Consider the following 17,468-nt stretch of genomic DNA (forward strand, 5'->3'; position numbering starts at 1 on the left):
CAACTGTTCCGCGGTCAGGGCGAGTCCAAAGGTCTTCGAAGGCTCTGTTGACGCCTACGCCGACGCCCCGGTCGAGCGTCCGGCCTCCGTCGAGCGCTTGCTCGCCTGCACCGTCGCAGCCATCCTTGGCCACTCGTCCACAGCTCGTGAGCCGCTCACGCAGGGACCCCGCGGATGGCCGGCCAGGGCCTGGGCGGACATGACGGGGCCTTGGCGGGGCGGTACGGCGAGGGCCCGCCGCAGATTCGACGGCAGCCACGGGTCGAAGCCGATTCCGGGGACGGACCGGTTTGGACCACTGGCGGCCGCGAGGGCTCGCGGTGGCGTGGATGGGGCCGGTGGGTGTGTCGATGGTCAGGGTCGGGCGGGTCAAGGGCTGCTGCTCCTGCGACTCCCGGGGTTCGGTGGGATGGGTTGGGGGTCTGGCGCCCGATGCTCGGCGTAGGGGGAGGGAGGCGGGCGTCGGGGCGGCAGTCCGTCGGTGGTGTGCTGGCGAGGGTGGGCGTCCACACCCCCGGTACCGGGGTGGGGCGTGGACGGCGTCTGAAGGGGATTACTCCTTGGGCGGTTTGCGTCGGTGGAGGTTGCCCCGGTCGGTCAGGCTGGGGCGGTGGTCACAGGGACGGTCCGCGGAGCGGCGGCCGTGGAACAGGATGACCTTCCCGTTGAGCGCGTGGGCGTTGACCTTTTCGGTGGCGCCGGGAAGCGGCGCCCTTGTGATTGCAGTATCCGTCCGGTGTGATGGCGGGCTTCTCGCTCATGGGCGCTCCTCGGCGGTGGTGTGGGGGCGGTGCAGTGCGGGGGCGTGACAGATCACGAGTGGCGCGGCGTCGTGTGTGGAGAAGGCCGCGGCGGCCTGGTGGAGTTCGGCCGTGTCCATGGGGTGCAGCCACCCGTCGCGTACGTCGGGCAGGCCGAGATCAGAGGCGATGAGCGCAGCCTGGTTGTAGACGGCCGATGCGAGGCCCTGGTCGGTCCTCTTCACCGCGGTGTCGGCGAGTTCGGCGAGCGCGTGCACGCGCTGGGGAAGGGGCAGGCAGGCGGGCCGGAACCGGGCGACGAGCGGGAAGCGCTGGGCTGTGCGTCCGTGCGGGTCCATGGACTTCCCCCTGGGACTGAGTGGGAACTGCTGAGGTGGCGGTGGCCGTCGGTCGTCCTGCGGCGGCCACCGTCCGCTACTCGTTGGGCGTCACTGCCAGTCGACAGCGATGCGGTTCAGCGGAGTGTCGAGGGTGAAGAGGCCGGGGCGCTCGATGCTGGGGGCGTCGAGGGGCTGGATCTCGAACGTGGCCTCGCGGTCACGGAATTCGCGGTCCCAGGTACGAATGGCGTCAGCAACCTTCGCGGTCAGCTCGTCGCTGCCCGGGCCATGGCCGATGACGCCGAACTCCCAGAGCTTGTCGCCCTCGGGGGTCTTCTGCTCCGACAGACGCCGTGCCAGATAGGTGACGGCACCCTTGTCGACGACGGCGGTCGACGAGGGGTAGGGGTCCTCGGTGAGCAGAGTGCCCTTGGCGCTCTGGGGGAACAGCATCCGGGTCAGGCCGGAGGGAAGGGAGCAGGAGACGAACAGTTCCATCCACTCCGGCGACTCCATGGCTTGGACCGTCATGCCAGTCCATTCCTCGGTGCGGGGTTGGTCCAGGACGCCGGCAAGGGCATCGGTGTCGATGTTCTGCCCGGCGGGGGCCTGGAGCCGGACGGTGCCGTCCGCGCTGAGCGGGATGACGCGTCGGTCGTCGTCGGCGATGCCCCGCCGCAGCGGCATGAAGGTGTTCATCTCGCTGCCGAGGGACAGCCATCGGCCGTCGCGCTGCTCGTAGGCGATGGACCGGGACACCGTGCCTTTGAGGCGCTGGGGAACAAGGAGCCTGCCGCCGGGGGCGAGCTGCTGCAACCAGGCGTGCGGTACGCCGTGCGCGCCGACGGTGGCGATGATCCGGTCGTACGGTGCTCCCTCGGCGTGGCCCAGGGCCCCATCACGGGTCACGGCCTGGACGTTGGTGATCCCGGCGGCGGCGAGGTGGGCGCGGGCGTCTTGGACGAGGTCGTCGTCGACGTCGAGGGTGGTCACGTGTCCGCTCTCGCCGACCAGGTGGGCGAGGAGTCCGGCGTTGTAGCCGGTGCCGGCGCCGAGTTCGAGGATCCGTTCGCCGGGCTGGGCGTCGAGTTGGTCCAGCATGAGGGCGACGACGCCCGGTTGGGAGGCGCACGAGATCGATGTGCCGTCGGTGTCGTATTTGATGTGCACGGGTGCGTTGGCGTAGGCGTCTTCGAGGGACGCTTCGGGCACGAACACGTGGCGGGGTACGGTCCGCAGCGCGGTCTCGACGGCGGGCGTGCGGGCGTGTCCGTCCGCACGGAGCTGGTCGACCAGGGCGTTACGGAGGCGCTCGGCGTCCGCCGTGGAGGTGGTGATCGTGTCGGTGTTCACCGCGCTGACGCTATCGATCTCGGCCGTTGCCGTGTCGGGCGACGCGGTGTGGTCACTCGTTCCCATGACTACCTCTCGTGCGATGTGGGACAGGGCGCTCTGGTCGTCTTGGAGGAGACCGGCGCGGTTGGCGTGGAAGATCACGTGGTGGCAGATGACGGCCCGTAGGCCGCGAGTGAGGGCGCCGCGTGCTGCGAGGTCGGCGAGCGTGGCGCCGGTCCGCTCGAAGGCGGTTACCCATTCCTCGTGCCCCTGGAGCGGGCCGTTCGGTCGGCAGAGGCTGTAGGTGTCGGCGGTCATGAGCTTTCGCGTTGCCGGGGCCAGTTCTGCGGCTCGTTGGGGTGGCAGAGGGTTGGTGGCGGGCCGGAGGGTGGCGACCTTCGCCCATACGTCGCCCTGTTCGAACCAGTCGAGTCCGGCGCCGCGCATCATGGCGCTCGCCAGGAGGACGGCGGTTTCCCGGCGACCCAGGTGCTGGGGACTCATCTGGTAGGTGAGCAGGTGGCGACAGTCGCTGTGGAACAGCTCGTGGGCGGCGTCCATGGCCTGCGGACCGCCGAACGTGTCGGTCTCGGGCTCGTATATGCCGGGCAGACACGAGATAGCCGCGCCGTCGGCGACGAGAGCCAGGTGCGGCTGGAGTAACAGGTACTGCAGGCCGAAGCCGAAATCGCTACCCGTCTTCTGCCGCGCCCGATGCTGGGCTGGGCCTGCCGCAGCCGCCCGGTACGGGGAGGGGAACAGCCGGGGATTCGAACTCGGCGCTCCAAGATAGGCGGCCCCCCGGCATGCCTGCGGCCGCCGTCGCATCATCCCCGGGCGAGGGGGGTCTGCGGGGGTGTAGCGGAGGGGCGGGTCGGGTGGTTGCGAGGCGGGCTGGCCAGGGTCCGCGGGTCAGGGATGCGGGGCTTGTGGCTGGTGCCATGGTTGGGTCGGCCGCCACGGTTCGGGCCTTGGGGGCAGTTTGCTGAACGTGGGGAGCGGGACCCGTTCGGCTCGGTCGTCGGCGTCTTGGCCTGTCTCGCTGGCGGCTGCGGCGTGGTCCTCGGCGATCCCGTCGGGTGTCCACTGGTATCCGTCCCACTGCTGGATGACACGTGGTGCGTCGGGGTCGGTGTGGGCGCCTTGCTGCGGTTGGTCGCTGAGTGGGGTGGCCCGTCGTTCCCCGGGTGTGGGACGGCGCTGCTCCCGGCGTGCTGCCCACTCCTTAAGCGGTTCGGACTCGTCCATGTGGGTGCTCCCTGCCGTGTGGTTAATCCAGTCTGCTGTGTGCCTGGCCGGGCCTACAGGGTTGCCGTCCACCCCCCGCGGGAGAAGGTGGTCGTCCCGTCAGGGCTGATGGTGGCCCTGGCGCCGTACACGGGCAGCTCGCCGTGCTCCAGCCACCTCCAGCGGATCGCTTCGAGCACGTCGTACAGGCGGCGCGGCCCGCCCTGGTGGACGGTGGTGGTGCGGTCGCCCGGTGCCGTGCGTGCGCGAGCCCAGGAGCCGTCGGGGTGCAGCATCCACGCCATGCGGCTGCCGTCCTCACCGGTGCCGGTGCGGTGCTCGATGCCCGGCGCGGCCAGGGAGAGCATCGACCACACCTCCCACGCCTGCATGACGTTGAGCACGGGGAACGGCGAGACGGAGACGTCGCCCTCCTCGGTGCTCGCCGTGGTGAACAGGCCACTCAGACCAGGCGGGTAGTCGTCGCTGGTGCGGGTGGTCATGAAGGAAGCCCGGTCCCACTCGACGCGCCCGGCGGCGCCGCCGTCGTCGGTCTTGTCGGCGGTGATGATCAGACCGGTGCCGGTGATCGTGGTGACCAGCCGCCCGCCGGGCGCGAGGGCCGTCAGCCAGGAGGCGGGAATGCGCGGCATGGACACCATGGACACGATGCGGTCGAACGTGCCGGGCAGTTCGCTGCCTGCGTCGGCGGTGACGACGGTCGGGTGCAGGCCGATCCGGTCGAGCCGGTCGGCGGCGGCCTCAGTCAGGTACGGGTCCACGTCCAGCGTTGTCACCAGGCCGTCACCGAGCCGGTGACAGGCCAGGGCGGCGCTGTACCCGGACCCGGTGGCCAGGTCCAGCAGCCGTACCCCCGCGGTGAGGCGACCGTGCTCCAGCATGGTCACGACGAGACTCGGCAGCGTCGACGACGAGGTGGGGAGCCCGGTGACCGGCTTGCCGAGGGCGGCCAGGTCGGCGTGTACGGGTCCGACCCGGGTGACCAGCGTGGTGTCCGAGTAGGCAGCGTCCGCCCACATGCCCTCATCGGACGGGCCGTGGAAGGCCGTCCACCCCTGAGCGTCCGGCGTGAACCAGCGCTCCACCAGGACGTGCCGCGGCGTCTGTCGGATCGGCCCCCACCAAGCCGATTCAGGGTGGGTGACCTTGGCCGCGAGGGCTGCCGCGTGCGGCTTCCAGTCCATCAGGCGACTCCTTGCAGCTCATCAGCGATGGCTTCGACGATGGGGAGGCCGGTCGCTTCCTGTATCCAGTCCCACTGGCCGCACGGGTTGACCTCCAGGAACGTCCACCGTCCGTGAGGGGCCACGATGAAGTCTGCCGCACCGTAGCGCAGTTGCAGCCGTGCCATCAGGCGCCGCATACCGACGACGACGTCCTCGGGCACCGTGGTGGTGGTGTAGGTCAGCGCCCCGTAGTCCCTGCGCCAGTCCTCGTGGGCTGCCTTGCTGCCGGCGTGGATCGCGGCGGCGAGCATCCGCTGGCCGATGACCGTCAGCCGGACCTCATGCGCCTTGTCGACCCACGCCTGGAAGAGGTGCGCTGTCGTGTCGATGCCGCGCAGGTCGGCCAGGTCGGACCTGGTCAGACGCTGCGTGTAGACGGATTTGAGCTGCCCGTCCTCGATCAGCACGGGCGACGCCACTGGCTTGCAGATGATCGCACCGCCGTGCTGGATCGCGAAGGTGCGCACGTCGTTGGGCTGGTTGGTGATGAGCGTCGGAGGGATGCGCAGACCGCACTCGCGAGCGGCGGCGAGCTGCACGGGCTTGTACTCCGCGCGCGCCATGCAGGTCGGGTGGTTCACCCATCGGCAGTCCAGTGCGGACAGGACTCCGCCGAGGCCGGCGCGGGCCTGGGCGGCGGCGAATCTCTCCTCCGGGCCGGACATTCCCGTGGGGAACCGGAACGCCCCGGGGGCACGGTAGTAGACCGCGCCGACCCGGGACAGCTCCACCGTCCGGTGGTCGGTGGTGAGTTCGCCCGTCCAGCCATGCCCCTGGTCGATCCTGCCAGCCAGGGTGAGCCGCTGCGGGAAGTCGGCGGTGTCCATGCGGAACACCTCGGCTCCGCGGTTCTCCAGCTCGACGACGACCCGGTCAGTGGGCCAGTCGTCAGCCGCGGCGACGATCAGGACGGGCGCGGTCATCAGTCCTTCGGCCCCTCGTCCAGCGGCGGCGGGTTGCTGGTCGAGCCGTCCGGCACGGTCGGCGTGTGCGTGTTGGCCATGCACGTCAACAGGCCGCCGTCGTCGGAGATGTTGACCTGGCGGCCGTGGTCGTAGGTGTGCTGGGGAACCCGGGCGGCGCCGGTGGAGTCGGGGGTGCGGGCGAACCGCAGGGCCCACGGTCGGGTTCGGGGGCTGGAGGGCGTCTCCGCGCTGAAGGGGGTCCGGCCTCCGGGCGGGGTGAGGGGGAACGCCTCCCGCTCCAGTGCTGTCGTCACGTTTGTACTCCTCGTGGTGGGTTGTGGGGATAGGGGTGGGTGGGCTCGTTGCAGGGGTGGAGCCGGGGACTCCTCGGGCCCGCCTGGCGTCGGCCGCCTGTCCTTCGTGTGGCCGGCCAGCGCGTCTGGCCCCGGCGCGGGGCGGTGACTTCGCCGTGGGGAACACGAGTCGGTTCAGCTCTCCGTGCTGGGTGTGCTTGCCGTCCGGTGGCCGCGGAGTCCGAGGTCGTGCGGTCGCCGGGCGGGGGTCTATGCGGCCAGTTCCAGCTCCTGTAGCAGTTCCTCCAGGTCGAGGACGCGGAAGGAGCTGAGCCGCCGAATCAGCTGTGATCCGAGGAGGGTCGGGAGGTTGGGGTGGCCGAAGGGCAACGGTTCGTCGGGCTGCGCCACGGCGTGCACTTCGTTGCGGGCGTTGAGGCCGTAAATCGTCCCGTGGACTCCGTACAGGGGCGCGCTCCGGGCGAGGAAGACCATCGGGTTCTCCTCCAGGTGCGGGCAGAGCGCCGCAGCCGCGCGGGCGTGCTTGGCGCACACGGGAGGCTGGTTGGTGCAGATCGTGGGCCGGGTGGGGTCCTGGTCCTTCGGTCCGGCGAGGAAGATGAAGCCGAGCGGTGTGCGGGCGGGCTTCGCGCAGACCTGGCAGTGAAGGCTCTGCATGGTGATCATCTGCCGGTAGGGGTGCATGAGCTTCCAGTGCGGGGCGCCGGTGGGCATCTGCCGCCCGTCCAGGGGGTTGAAGCCGCAGCGCGCCCACAGCACCCCGCGCAGGGGCCTGTCCCTGGGGTCCTCGTCGCCGTAGTACAGCCGTGGTCCCGAGGCGTGCGGAAAGATGAGGAGGTTGTCCGGCGCGGCGTCCTCGCCCTGCCGCTGGGTGATGAAGGGGATCAGGGAGGGTCCGGTCGCGGTGCGCACGGAACGGGTCTTCTCTCGGGTCGGGGCGTGAGGATGGAGGGGAGCAGGAGGCGCCGGTCACGGCTCCTTGCTGAGGCACTGGTTCGCCGGGGCGCGGAGGCTGCGTCAACTCCACGCTCATGCTTGGGGGCTTCTTCGCCTCAGTGCGTGTGCCAGTTGCAGGGCGACGTCGGCGCGGACCTCGCCCAGCTCGATGAGCCTGGGTTGCGACGAGGCCGAGTTGACCCAGAGCCCGGGGAGGGTGATCCCGGCTTCGTCGAGGGCTGTTCTCAGCGTCTCCATCGCCTCGAAGGGGTCGACGACCACCTGGGCGGTGTCCGCCGGCCGTGTGCTCGTGGCCTGGTGAGGCTCGGTGCCGGTCACGGCGTGGCCTCGCCTTCGTCCTGGTCGGCGAGGGCTCCGCCCGCCATGGCCAGGGTCAGCACGTCCGGTACCTGGCACAGCTTGCCCGGCCGGGGCACGGGAACCGTCCAGTACGAGCAGAGCGTGCCTTGGTCCGGCTCCGTGAGGTCGGGGCGGGGGACCCCGAGGTAGGTGCCCTCTCCCAGGCACTGGGCGGCGGGTGCGCGCCAGTGGGGGGCGGTTCCGGGCGGGACCAGGGCGTAGTAGCGGCTGCCTGCGGGGTCGTGGATGACGGGTCCGCCGCACAGGTGCCGCGCCATCCGCCGGGCCACGACCGGCAGATCGTGGCTGGCGAACGCGTGGTGGGCGACGGCCGCGGGGATGCGGACCGCGTCGAAGCGCCGCCCCAGCGGGATGAGCGCCAGCCGGGCCTCGCCGTCCCACTCCCCATACGGCGTGGCGGGCGAGGGGTGCGCGGAAGCGAGCCACGCCTCAACGCCACTCGTCGTGGGCGGACTCGATGGAGCTAACGCCTCACTCCGGGCCGTACTGTTCGTCATGTCGACGCTCCTCAGCGGCGTTGGCCAGCCCCGGAGTCGTTCGCGCGGCTGCCGGGGCGCACTTCGCGACGCATGCTGCGGGCCGCGCGGACGTGCGTGCCGACGCTCTGGGAGCGGTCTGAGCACGCGTCATTGCGCCGCCTGCGCCTCGTCGTTGACCAGGTGTAAGAACAGCGTGACGCTGCGAGAGGCGTGGAACTCTCACAGTTCTGTGAGAGTTGCCAGAGCCCGTTTACAGGCCGACCCAGGCCGCCATGTAGGTGAGGGTGTCCGGGGTGCGCCGGGACATGTGCACGAGACCCGTGATGGTGTCGCGGGCGGCGGGGTGGTACCGGGTCTGCTCGGGGGCCACACGCCGGGCCTCGAGAAGCGACTTCAGGGCGGACTCGGTGTGCCCGGTCTCCATTTCTGTGCGGGCCTGGTCGATGAGGAAGTGCGCACGGCGGGAGGCGGCAAGCTGTGGCGGCAGCTTGATCTTCCGGGCCTGCTTCAGCGCGTCGTCGTACCGGCGCATCTCCACGGCGGCGGACATCCTGTGCAGGGCCACGTTGGACGGACCGAAGCTCAGCCAGTGCACATCGGAGGCGTCGCCGATCCGCCTGGCGATCTTCCTGGCTTCGCCGATGTGCACAACGACTGCCCCGACGTTCTCAGAGCGGGCCGCGATGACGGATCCACCGAGGTGGAGCTGCCCCGTGACCGCCAGAGCTTCGCGGGTTGTTTCCGCCTGACCGACGATGGTGTGTCCTGACGCGATGAGCCGCTGCCCGATGCGGTACTCGCCCTCGCGGAAGTACACCAGTGCCCGCATGTACTGGCGGACTGCGCCCAGACACGGGTCACCGGCGCGGTCGGCGGCCCACGCCATCCGGTCCAGGGCGACGGCCGAAAGGTCGTAGTAGCCGAGCTTCACGCTGATGTCGTGCGCCGTCCGGTAGAGCGAGGCGAGCGCCCGCCACCGCTCGGTGGACGGATCCGACCACGCGGTGTGCGTGAGCTCAGCGATCAGGCCCGGAAGCCTGCGAGCCGCGTTCCGCAGATGCGTAGCGCGGACCTCTTGGCACAAGTGGTCGGCTCCGGCGATGAGCTGGTGGGCCGGCCGTGCGGTCAGGTCCGGGTTGGGCCCGAGGTCGTACAGGTCGAGAGACTCACGGATGGGACGTACGAGTTCTGCGAGCCGGTCGCGTTGCAGTTCGGTCACATACGGCTGCCCGGTCAGGACGGTCACATCGACGTTCAGGGCTTTGGCACACGCAGCGACGAAGTCGGCTGTGGCCGGGCGGGCGCCGCATTCGACCTGGGTGAGCAGACTGTACGAGTACGGCAGCAGGTCGGCGAGTTGGCGTTGTGTGAGCCTGGCCAGTTTGCGCTGTTCCGCGATCCGGGCGCCCGTGTGGTTGTCGTCCAGTGGGGGCATACCGGTCTCCGTTCTGAGCAGCCACTGGGAACAGTACCGGCCCCCGACTGCCTTCAGAGCGGGGTCGGTTGCCTGTGGTCGGATGGGACCATGACGACTGATCGCGTGCTCTACCTGTTCGGTTCCGCAGCCCCGCCCGTCTTCGACGTCGACACGGTGATCCAGCAGGCGCAGGCCCGCGGCTTCGAGGTGTGTCTCGGCCTCACCCCCACCGCCGCGCGCTGGCTGGCCCCGCGGCTGGCCGGGCTGGAGCTGCTCACCGGGCACCCTGTGCGCAGCGAGTACAAGATGCCCGGCGAACCCGACGTATGGCCGAAGGCGGACGTCATCGCCGTCGCGCCGGCGACGTTCAACACGGTCAACTCCTGGGCTCTGGGTCTCACCCATGACTTCGTGGTGGGGGTTGTCGCGGAGGGCGTCGGCAAGGGCATCCCGATGGTGACGATGCCGTGCGTGAACGCCGCGTATGTGCAGCACAGCCGGTTCGAGCGCAGTATCACCGAGCTGCGGGACATGGGGGTCCGAGTGCTGTACGGCGAGGGCGGCTTCGTGCCGAACCAGCCCGGCCAGGGAAAGCCGAAGGAGTACCCCTGGCACCTGGTCCTCGACGCTGTGCAGGAAGCGGCCGGTGCGACATAGGCACCTGCTGCTCGAAGAGTCAGCAGGTGGGCGTCGTCGAATCGGTACCCGCATGCGTCGTCCGCGGCCGCCGCGACCAAGGCCTTCGCGAGCAACTGCGGGTCGGCCGCGTGCTCGTGGCACTGCCGGGCGAACAGCTTCGGGGCCACCTGGTCCAAGACCCCGTCGTGCAAGCGGCACCAACGGACCTCCGAGGGGGCCTGCGCCTGCCGGCACGTCGCCGCCGAGGCCTGGGCGAGCCCGAGCCGCGGCCGGTTGTCGTGGAGCTCCGCCGCCAGATGCACCGCCGCGCCCTCGTTGATCCGCAGCCACTCGCCCATCGTCTGGTCGGTCGACCACTGCCTGAGCGAGACCCCGTTCCACCTGTACGCCCTGCAGTCTCCGATCCAGTGGACGCTGCCCCGGCTGGGCACAGGCGAACACCGCTGACGCGTGCGGGCGCCGCTGGTAGGCCGCGGCCATCTGCCCGGCCGCCATCAACCCGGCCAGCCCGCTGACCGCGGCTCCGCCATGGGTGATCACCGCCAGCGTGATCGCCGCGCAGGACGCTATGCTGCGCGCGGACCCCGCCGACCATCGGCCGGTGTGGATGCTTGCCTTCTACGACCAGTCCGAGCTGGACTCCCTGGCTCTGTCGGCGCACTTGGCGCTCGGTGATTACGCGACCGCCGGGTACCACGCCCACCGCTGCCTGTCCGCCCTGCTGCCCCACATGGTCCGCTCCCGGGCCATCACCACCCCCGGAGGCGGTCAGTGTGCTGTGGGTGTGCGATATGGCCGTTTGGATGCGGCACCGGATCGGACACGGCAACTCGTTGCCTGGTCCCGGCCATGCTGGTTGCCGTGACCGGCGTCCCTTGTGGGTCCGGGTCGCGGGTGGAGGCGTCAATCCCCGGTCCGGTGTTGGTTGAGGAGTTGGGTGATGAGGCGGCCGAGTCCTTGTTCGTTGCGGTCGATCGCTGTGTTCGCGTCCTGCACCCACCGCTGGTCCACCGGGTGTCCCGCGATCCGCCACTGTTCCAGCATGGCCGCGAGGTAGCGTTTGGTGAATTCCGGCCGTGCCGGGTCGAACGCGTAGATCGCCCGGAGCGCGTCCAGGTGGAGTTCGGACAGTCCGCCCGGAGTACCTGCTGTCCCTGACTCGGCCCACAGCCGCACCAGCAGGTGCGCCGAGGACGCGGCCCGCCCGTCCTCCCGGCGCGCGAAGCCGGTCACCAGATCCCCGAACCCGGTCTCATACAGGCCCTGCACGGCCCCCAGCAGCATGTCCACGTCCCCGTCGCACAGCAGCCCGCTGTCTCTGAACAACTCGCCGGAGTCGCGCATGGCCCACCCCCAGATCTCGCCCATCCTGGGGTGGATGTCATGCTCCGGCCCCCAGTTACGGGACCAGAACGGGTCCGGCGCGGATGCCGGCTCCGGAACACGTTCGGCCGTCTGAGGGTCTGTCAGCCCTACCGAGACCTCGCGCCGGCCCTCGTGCCACACGCGCTGGAGCCTGACGTGTGTGACGAGCCCGTGCCACTCGGCCGCCAGCAGCTGCGACTTGGCCAACCACATCAGCGAGGTCCACCCCTCCACGGGATCGTGGGCTGCGGGGAAGAGCTCCCTGCCGTGCACGGGCTCCCCCGTGGCAAGGGCAAGCAGCAGCAGGTTGGTGCTGTGCAGGGCGTGCCGGGCCGGTACCGGCCGCTGGGCGGGCCGGTAGTCGGCGTACAGCGAGGAGCGCCGCTCCCGCTGCACCTCGTGGAAGAGGTCCAGGAGCAGCGCCCGCACCCGGGCTCGGCGCTCGTGGGGGAGCGGGTCCAGGGTGTCGATGAGGAACCGGATCACGGGGGTGCGGGCGCACAGCGCGGCGTACGAGAGCAGGGCGTGCAAGAACGCGTCGTCGGGCGCGGCGCTGCGCGTACGCCGGGCCTCAGGCCGGGCCGCGTCGGCCAGTTCCAGCAGCTCGCTCGCGACGAGCCTGGCAACGAGGAACTCGCCGAAGGTCGCGTGCGCGAACTCATACGACCGCAGCAGCTCGTTGTCGCGGAAGGCCTCGGCGCGGTGCACGAAGAAGAACCGGCCGACCGTCGCCTGCCCCCGGCTGACCGGTGCCCGCAGACCCGCCGGGGATACGGGCGGGAACTGGCGCGGCAGCAGCACGGCCAGGTCGGCGTCGAGCTCGTTGTCGGTCACCCACTGCCGGCCCCGGTTGAACATGGCGAGCGCGGCGACGGACAGCCGCAGCAGCTCCTGCTCGGCGGCGTGCGCCAGCTCACGCTCGGGGAGCGAGGGGGCGTGCTTGAGCACCTCCCGCCGGGCGAACCGCTCCAGTAACCGCTCGTACAGGTCGAATCCGGCGATGTCGTGCGCCTCCCGCTGGAAGGCGTTGTCCTGCGCGTCGTACAGCGCGAGCATCAGCAGCAGCAGCGGCTGGCCCGCCAGGTCCGGCTGGCACAGCACGCGGTCCGCCTCAAGGGGCTGAAGACCGCGCTGTGCGAAGTGCCCGGCGTTCTTGCCGTTCCACAGCTGAAGCCACTGGCGCGTCTGGGCGGGGCTGAAATCCTCCAGCCGAACCGCGATTCCCCGGGAGGTGAGCCGGGCACGGTCGGCGACGGCCGTCCGGCTGGTGACCAGGACCGCGAGAGGGCGGCCGAAACCCGCCTCGCGACGCTGGAAGGCGGCGACCTGCTCCAAGTAGTCGGACTGGTTGAGGCCGGTCGCCTGGAGGAGCTCGTCGAAGCCGTCGAGCAGCACGACGGGCAGCGCGCCGTCCGCAGCCCGCACGACAGCAGGCCAGTCCATCGTCTCGCCAGTGGCCTGACGCACCGCGTCCTCGATCTGCTCCTGCACGCCCGCATCAGCGGGGACGCTACGCAACGCCACCCGGACCACCAGGAAGTCATCGACCGGCAGCCGGGCCGCGAGCACCTTGGTCAGGTACGACTTGCCGGAACCCGGCTGACCCAGCAAGAGCACCGGCGCCTGGGCGGCAAGCGGCGCAACGAGCAGTTCCGCAAGGAAGGCGTCCAAGCCCGAGCGGCGTTCGTACGCCTCCCACCAATAGTCCTGGTGGATCGCGCCGTCCGCCCGCCGGTACTCGGCCACCCGGAAATCAGGGCTCACATACGCCTCGCGCAGAGCGGGCACGACCATGCCGTCGGCAATCTCCTCAAAGGAGCCGAGCACCGACCCATCCAGACCCATCACGCCCGCCCGGTGGAGCGCGGCCAGCCTGCCGGGCGGCAGAGCGCCGTCCACGACCCGGGCAAGGGAGTCCTCCAGGCTCACCAGCACGGCGCGGGTCGCCCGGTGGTCGGTGCGGTCAATCCAGGCCGCGACTTCGGGGAAATCCGCCGTGAGCTGCCGGAACAGCTCCTCGTAGCGCTCAACGGCCAGGGCAGGCACCCGGTCGGCAAGGACGGACCCGACCTCCTCGCGGGCCTCTGCTGTCAGGTCGTCCCACACCGCGCAGCCCGCCACATAATGGGCCGTCAGCTCAGCCGCCTGCGCGTAGTAGCCGAGGAGCTCCTCAAGGGTCTGCTCATACGGGAGGTGGGGCGAGGGCACGGGGAGGCCGGCACGGAGCAGGTGCTCAGCGACGGCCGCGAGCCGCTCCGAATCCGGGGCCCGCCCCGTGCTCAGGTGCACCGACTCAACCCGGCTCACCCCTAGCTGCCGGTGGTCGAAGGGCAGCTCGACCTGTCCCATCGCCTCGCTGTAGCCGGCGATGACGAGGACCGCGTGGGCGGCGGCAAGACGCTCGGTACGGCCGAAGCGGCTGAGCCCCTGGAGCCGTTCGGCAAGACCCGACACCAGGTTCCGGCTGAGCTCAGCCAGCTCAGCCTTGGCATCAAACAGGCCCAGCACCAGATCGGGCGCCGGCCCCGCCGCGGAAAACAGCGCCCCGCCAACGACCCGGTCGAGAGCGGCGAGCACAGGGCCGCTACCGCCGAGCAGCCTGACCGCGTCGCCGTACCCCAATGGCCCGAGCATCGGCCGCTCCCTCCCCCACTGCGCTGCCGGGAGCATGCCCTGTTCGCGGCCGCCACAGCCAGCCTGACTCTGAGCGATTGGCAAGTCCTGCTGCTCATCACAGCCGCGGCAGGAAGCCCCCGGCGCGCCCCGGACCCTGCGCGCTGTGGCCACGCCTGATCGTCGACAAGCAGAATCAGCAAAGCGTCCGATCCCTCGACTCCACCATCGAACAACCCACCTCCATCACCCCCGCCTCTGGGAACCGCCGACTTGGCGGTATGCGCGCACCGCTGAGGTGGTTAGGGGTGGTGGTTGTGCATCCACCCGGTCTTCTGGTCGGTGTCGTGGATGGGGTGCCATATGGGTGCGGTGGGTCCGTGGTGGCGGAGGGCGGCCATGGGCGTGGCGAGGACGGGGACCTGCCGCAGGAAGCCGGCCACTGCCGGTATCTGGATGGTGGCGTGCAAGGCGCTGATGCGGTTGTCGATCCCGGCAGGCCCGGTGCCGTCCAGGACGAACAGGAGCCGGGGGAAGATGGGATAGCGTCGCCGCCAGTCCTCTTCCACTTCCCCCAACCCCACCCGGCGCTGTGTCCCCGGTATGGGTGCGGGAATGTACTGGTGCAGGCGGGCGTAGGCGGTGAGTTTCGCGGCGAGACGTTCGGGCCCCATCGTCGCCCGGTCCACCTCGACGAAGGCCCTCAGCATCGCCCCGCCCCCTCCGCCCTCACGGGCACGCCGGTAGTACAACAGCGCGTCGGGGGTGACCGCCTCACCGCCCCCAAGGGGGTGGTAGACCTCGGGGATCCAGTCCAAAGGCCGACACACATCCCCGCGGCGGCGCGCGTCATGCAGGAAAGCCAGCCCTGTCTCCGTCACCGCCAGCGTGTGGCCTGCGCGCAGGCGCGCTGCTGTGGGGTCGGACAGGAGCTTCGGTGACCGGCCATCACGCAACTCCGACCATTCAGAGGCCACCTGCACCCCGTAAAGGGAGGGAAACCACACCCGCATCCGCCCCGCCCGCGGCAGGGTGATCCGATCGATGAGCCCTTCCTCGCACAGCTTGGCCAGCCGCCGCCGCGTCTGCTCGGCCCGCACCCCAGGTGCAATCACCCGATGCATCTGCTCGGTCGTGGCCATCCGGTACTGCACCAGCACCGCCAAAGCCAGCCGATCCACACTCCCAGCATCCGTATCCACCATCAGCAGCAACCCCCGCCCGGATAGGGCGCGGCACCGCCTGCCCGGCGCCACGTCTACCGGACAGGCCATCAGCCGCCCCCACCCATCACGGCGACCATCACGCCCCGACCACGGTCACGATGCGATAACCCCGCTCCCAGCCGGGCCGCAATCCCCGCCACCAAACCCGACCCACAACCCCGCCCACAACTGCACCTACACAGCACCCGCCTTGACAGCGTTTCACCAGCTCACCACGCCCGCACGGGCATGGTCGACAGCCCGACATCCCCCTCTGCACACCCTCGTTGCCCCCGAAGACCAGAAAAAGAAGAAAGGGAAAAGGGACGGGACGGGGCGGGCGGCGCGCATCGGGGGAACCGGGGCGCTGCTTCCTGCTGCGCGGCGGCCAGCGCCCGCCGCGCTTCGCGCCCCGAGGTCCCGCGGCACGCCCCCCACACCGACCGGCACCGGCAGGCACTGTCAGGCTCCGGGATCGCTGCCCGGCTCCTGGCCCTGCTCGTACAGGGCGCGAGCTTCCGCGACAGCGCGCTGCCAGCTACGCGCCACACCGCCATGCTCACGGGCGAGTTCGGCGGCCAGCCCGCGACGGTGGCCGCCGGCCTTCCGCAGTGCCTTGAGTGCTATCTCCACCGCCCGCTCACGCTCCGCCCTGCTGTGTCCACCGCCTCGCGCACCCTGCCCATCGCCGGCCCGCCGCCCCGACACCCCCAGCAAACCGGTCCCCACGTCCTGCTGCCAGGCCGCCCAAAACGCCTCCACCGCCTGCTGATCGAAATAGTGCATCCGCTCCACCGTGCACACCACCTCCGGATGCCGCAGCTCCTTCGGCTGCCGATCCCGCTGCGCGTACCACCGCGCCACCGTCGAGGACGCAGCCCCCGTGTACCGCACGATCCAGGCACGGCTGACCACCCACCGCCCCTCACACAGCCGACGCAACCGCCCATCCTCCACAGCCCACCACACCCCGCCTCACCCAAACCAGGAGCACAACCGCCGCCGCACCCCCGCACACGCCCTTCGCATCACCTACCATAAAGAAAGCCTCACTCGGGCGAGTGAGCAGCTGGCGGGGAATACCGGACCAAGGTTTGCCGACCTTACCGGACCACAAATTCCCCGCCAGCCAAACCCCAACACCCCAAACCCCACACCACAATTCCAGGCGCGCGGTCTGCTCCGCAGACGCGATGCGCCGCCGCTACGCGGCGGAAAAACCCCGAGCAGAACCGTGATGCTCCGCATCACCAAAAACAAGGCAACCCGGCATCGCTACGCGACGCACAAAAAACAGGAGAGGGAGGAGCGCCGCGCCCCGCACCACGGGACACGACACCCCTCCCTCTCCTTCTTTGGCTCTGCGGCGCTCCGCGCCACTGAAAGCCCCGGGGTGCCGGCCCAAGCGGGCCAGCACCCCGCACTCCCCGGCGGGCCAACGGGGCCTGAAGCGGGCGGGGTTGCCATCCCCGCCCGCACGCAGCCCCTGTTACAGAACGGTGTAGGCCACCGGCGGGTAGACGGACTCAGCCCCGTCCCCATCCTCATCATCCGCAAGACAGTGGACTCCGAACGCGTCGGTGAACAACGCCGGTTCACGCTCCCCGATCAGCTCCTGCGCTCGGGCGGCATCACACTCCGTCAGCGTCCCCCAGTCCAGGTCCCACGCCTGCACGGTGTAGGACGGGCCGCCAGCAGCCACGGGGGAGGGGGAACGCAGGTACATCACGCCGTAGGACAGCGTCTGGGCCAGTCCGCAGGCCAACAGGAAAACGAAGTTGTCGAAGAACTTCGGCTCCACGCCCACCAAGTCCTCCGCGCTGCCCTCGCCTTGCACCGTGATGGGGAGCGTGGCGCTCAGGACCTGGTCCTGTCCTTCCATGCCGACTCCGAGCCGGACGACGTGCTCGCCGGGTGCCAGACGGGCCATCAGGTGTGCGAGGACGACGTGGGCTTCCTCGCGGGCTTCAGCGAAAGCGGCGATGGAGACGGGCTTGAGTTTTGCCATTTTCGTGTTCTCCTCTTGTTTCTCGGGCGAGTTCATGGTTTCTGATCCGGAAGAGTTGCCGCCCCTCCAGACACTTCTAACTATACTGATTACAAGTCAGGTCTGTAACACAAATTCAAGCCAACCGAAAGCTAAAACGCGAGGCGCAGGCTGGCCCAGCCAGCCGCTTTTCAGGAATTCGCGGAGCGAATTCCTGCGTTCAGATCGCGGAGCGATCTGAACAACCGTCACGGAGTGACGGTCCATCAACTGCCTTGCGGAGCAAGGCAGTTGAACCGCCGCGTAGCGGCGGCGCGTCGTGTCTGCGGAGCAGACC

The 17,468-nt window shown here is 70.1% G+C and carries 14 protein-coding genes and 3 pseudogenes; 2 read left to right on the plus strand and 15 right to left on the minus strand.

The window, feature by feature from the left end:
- Positions 1–859 precede the first annotated feature (859 nt).
- The 10 genes and pseudogenes from STRCI_RS43260 to STRCI_RS43300 form a co-directional block, all read right to left on the minus strand.
- Positions 860–1,099: pseudogene (locus STRCI_RS43260) on the minus strand (hypothetical protein); the annotation flags it as partial.
- A gap of 90 nt (positions 1,100–1,189) precedes the next feature.
- Positions 1,190–3,058: pseudogene (gene fxlM, locus STRCI_RS43265) on the minus strand (methyltransferase, FxLD system); the annotation flags it as partial.
- A gap of 270 nt (positions 3,059–3,328) precedes the next feature.
- On the minus strand, positions 3,329–3,664 hold the full coding sequence (locus STRCI_RS43690) for a DUF6087 family protein (protein WP_418953295.1): 336 nt from the start codon (positions 3,662–3,664) through the stop codon (positions 3,329–3,331).
- A gap of 53 nt (positions 3,665–3,717) precedes the next feature.
- On the minus strand, positions 3,718–4,848 hold the full coding sequence (locus STRCI_RS43270; RefSeq protein WP_269656683.1) for a methyltransferase domain-containing protein: 1,131 nt from the start codon (positions 4,846–4,848) through the stop codon (positions 3,718–3,720).
- The gene (gene tgmB / locus STRCI_RS43275; RefSeq protein ID WP_269656682.1) at positions 4,848–5,813 is read right to left on the minus strand and encodes an ATP-grasp ribosomal peptide maturase; all 966 of its coding nucleotides are present in this window, start codon (positions 5,811–5,813) and stop codon (positions 4,848–4,850) included. Before tgmB ends, STRCI_RS43270 begins: the two co-directional genes overlap by 1 nt.
- Positions 5,813–6,109: a putative ATP-grasp-modified RiPP gene (gene tgmA, locus STRCI_RS43280; protein WP_269656681.1), complete on the minus strand. Its 297-nt coding sequence runs from the start codon at positions 6,107–6,109 to the stop codon at positions 5,813–5,815. The genes tgmB and tgmA overlap by 1 nt, the downstream gene beginning before the upstream one ends.
- 249 nt (positions 6,110–6,358) lie before the next feature.
- Positions 6,359–7,021, minus strand: coding sequence for a hypothetical protein (locus STRCI_RS43285; protein ID WP_269656680.1), 663 nt, complete (start codon positions 7,019–7,021; stop codon positions 6,359–6,361).
- A gap of 117 nt (positions 7,022–7,138) precedes the next feature.
- A complete protein-coding gene (locus STRCI_RS43290) occupies positions 7,139–7,384 on the minus strand; it encodes a hypothetical protein (protein WP_269664803.1) in 246 nt (81 codons plus the stop codon).
- Entirely contained in the window at positions 7,381–7,923 is a 543-nt protein-coding gene (locus STRCI_RS43295) for a hypothetical protein (RefSeq protein ID WP_269656679.1), read from the minus strand. The genes STRCI_RS43290 and STRCI_RS43295 overlap by 4 nt, the downstream gene beginning before the upstream one ends.
- Before the next feature lie 232 nt (positions 7,924–8,155).
- On the minus strand, positions 8,156–9,340 hold the full coding sequence (locus STRCI_RS43300; protein ID WP_269656678.1) for a helix-turn-helix domain-containing protein: 1,185 nt from the start codon (positions 9,338–9,340) through the stop codon (positions 8,156–8,158).
- Between the two features lie 90 nt (positions 9,341–9,430).
- On the opposite strand from STRCI_RS43300, the gene STRCI_RS43305 reads away from it, so the two are divergent.
- Together STRCI_RS43305 and STRCI_RS43310 are read left to right on the plus strand one after the other, a co-directional pair.
- Positions 9,431–9,979: a flavoprotein gene (locus STRCI_RS43305; RefSeq protein ID WP_269656677.1), complete on the plus strand. Its 549-nt coding sequence runs from the start codon at positions 9,431–9,433 to the stop codon at positions 9,977–9,979.
- Positions 9,980–10,517: 538 nt separating this feature from the next.
- Positions 10,518–10,718, plus strand: a pseudogene (locus STRCI_RS43310) (XRE family transcriptional regulator); the annotation flags it as partial.
- A 146-nt stretch (positions 10,719–10,864) separates the two neighbouring features.
- Here the strand turns inward: STRCI_RS43310 and STRCI_RS43315 are convergent.
- From STRCI_RS43315 to STRCI_RS43335, 5 genes are all read right to left on the minus strand, one after another.
- Positions 10,865–13,960, minus strand: a complete 3,096-nt coding sequence (locus STRCI_RS43315; RefSeq protein WP_269656676.1) for an NACHT domain-containing protein — start codon at positions 13,958–13,960, stop codon at positions 10,865–10,867.
- A 281-nt stretch (positions 13,961–14,241) separates the two neighbouring features.
- Complete coding sequence (locus tag STRCI_RS43320) at positions 14,242–15,144, minus strand: replication-relaxation family protein (RefSeq protein WP_269664451.1); 903 nt, start codon at positions 15,142–15,144, stop codon at positions 14,242–14,244.
- Between the two features lie 462 nt (positions 15,145–15,606).
- The gene (locus STRCI_RS43325) at positions 15,607–16,059 is read right to left on the minus strand and encodes a hypothetical protein (protein WP_269656675.1); all 453 of its coding nucleotides are present in this window, start codon (positions 16,057–16,059) and stop codon (positions 15,607–15,609) included.
- Positions 16,060–16,633: 574 nt separating this feature from the next.
- On the minus strand, positions 16,634–17,188 hold the full coding sequence (locus STRCI_RS43330) for a hypothetical protein (protein WP_269656674.1): 555 nt from the start codon (positions 17,186–17,188) through the stop codon (positions 16,634–16,636).
- 60 nt (positions 17,189–17,248) lie between these two features.
- Positions 17,249–17,468: hypothetical protein (locus tag STRCI_RS43335; protein WP_269656673.1), on the minus strand; the 220-nt coding region annotated here is incomplete at its 5' end.

The sequence above is a fragment of the Streptomyces cinnabarinus genome, from assembly GCF_027270315.1.
Classification (GTDB): domain Bacteria; phylum Actinomycetota; class Actinomycetes; order Streptomycetales; family Streptomycetaceae; genus Streptomyces; species Streptomyces cinnabarinus.

Excerpts from the sequence above, each read along its gene's own strand:
- STRCI_RS43690 (WP_418953295.1), bottom strand. The coding sequence starts at position 3,664 with ATGGACGAGTCCGAACCGCTTAAGGAGTGGGCAGCACGCCGGGAGCAG.
- STRCI_RS43270 (WP_269656683.1), bottom strand. The coding sequence starts at position 4,848 with ATGGACTGGAAGCCGCACGCGGCAGCCCTCGCGGCCAAGGTCACCCAC.
- tgmB (WP_269656682.1), bottom strand. The coding sequence starts at position 5,813 with ATGACCGCGCCCGTCCTGATCGTCGCCGCGGCTGACGACTGGCCCACT.
- STRCI_RS43295 (WP_269656679.1), bottom strand. The coding sequence starts at position 7,923 with ATGACGAACAGTACGGCCCGGAGTGAGGCGTTAGCTCCATCGAGTCCG.
- STRCI_RS43300 (WP_269656678.1), bottom strand. The coding sequence starts at position 9,340 with ATGCCCCCACTGGACGACAACCACACGGGCGCCCGGATCGCGGAACAG.
- STRCI_RS43305 (WP_269656677.1), top strand. The coding sequence starts at position 9,431 with ATGACGACTGATCGCGTGCTCTACCTGTTCGGTTCCGCAGCCCCGCCC.
- STRCI_RS43315 (WP_269656676.1), bottom strand. The coding sequence starts at position 13,960 with ATGCTCGGGCCATTGGGGTACGGCGACGCGGTCAGGCTGCTCGGCGGT.
- STRCI_RS43320 (WP_269664451.1), bottom strand. The coding sequence starts at position 15,144 with ATGGTGGATACGGATGCTGGGAGTGTGGATCGGCTGGCTTTGGCGGTG.
- STRCI_RS43330 (WP_269656674.1), bottom strand. The coding sequence starts at position 17,188 with ATGAACTCGCCCGAGAAACAAGAGGAGAACACGAAAATGGCAAAACTC.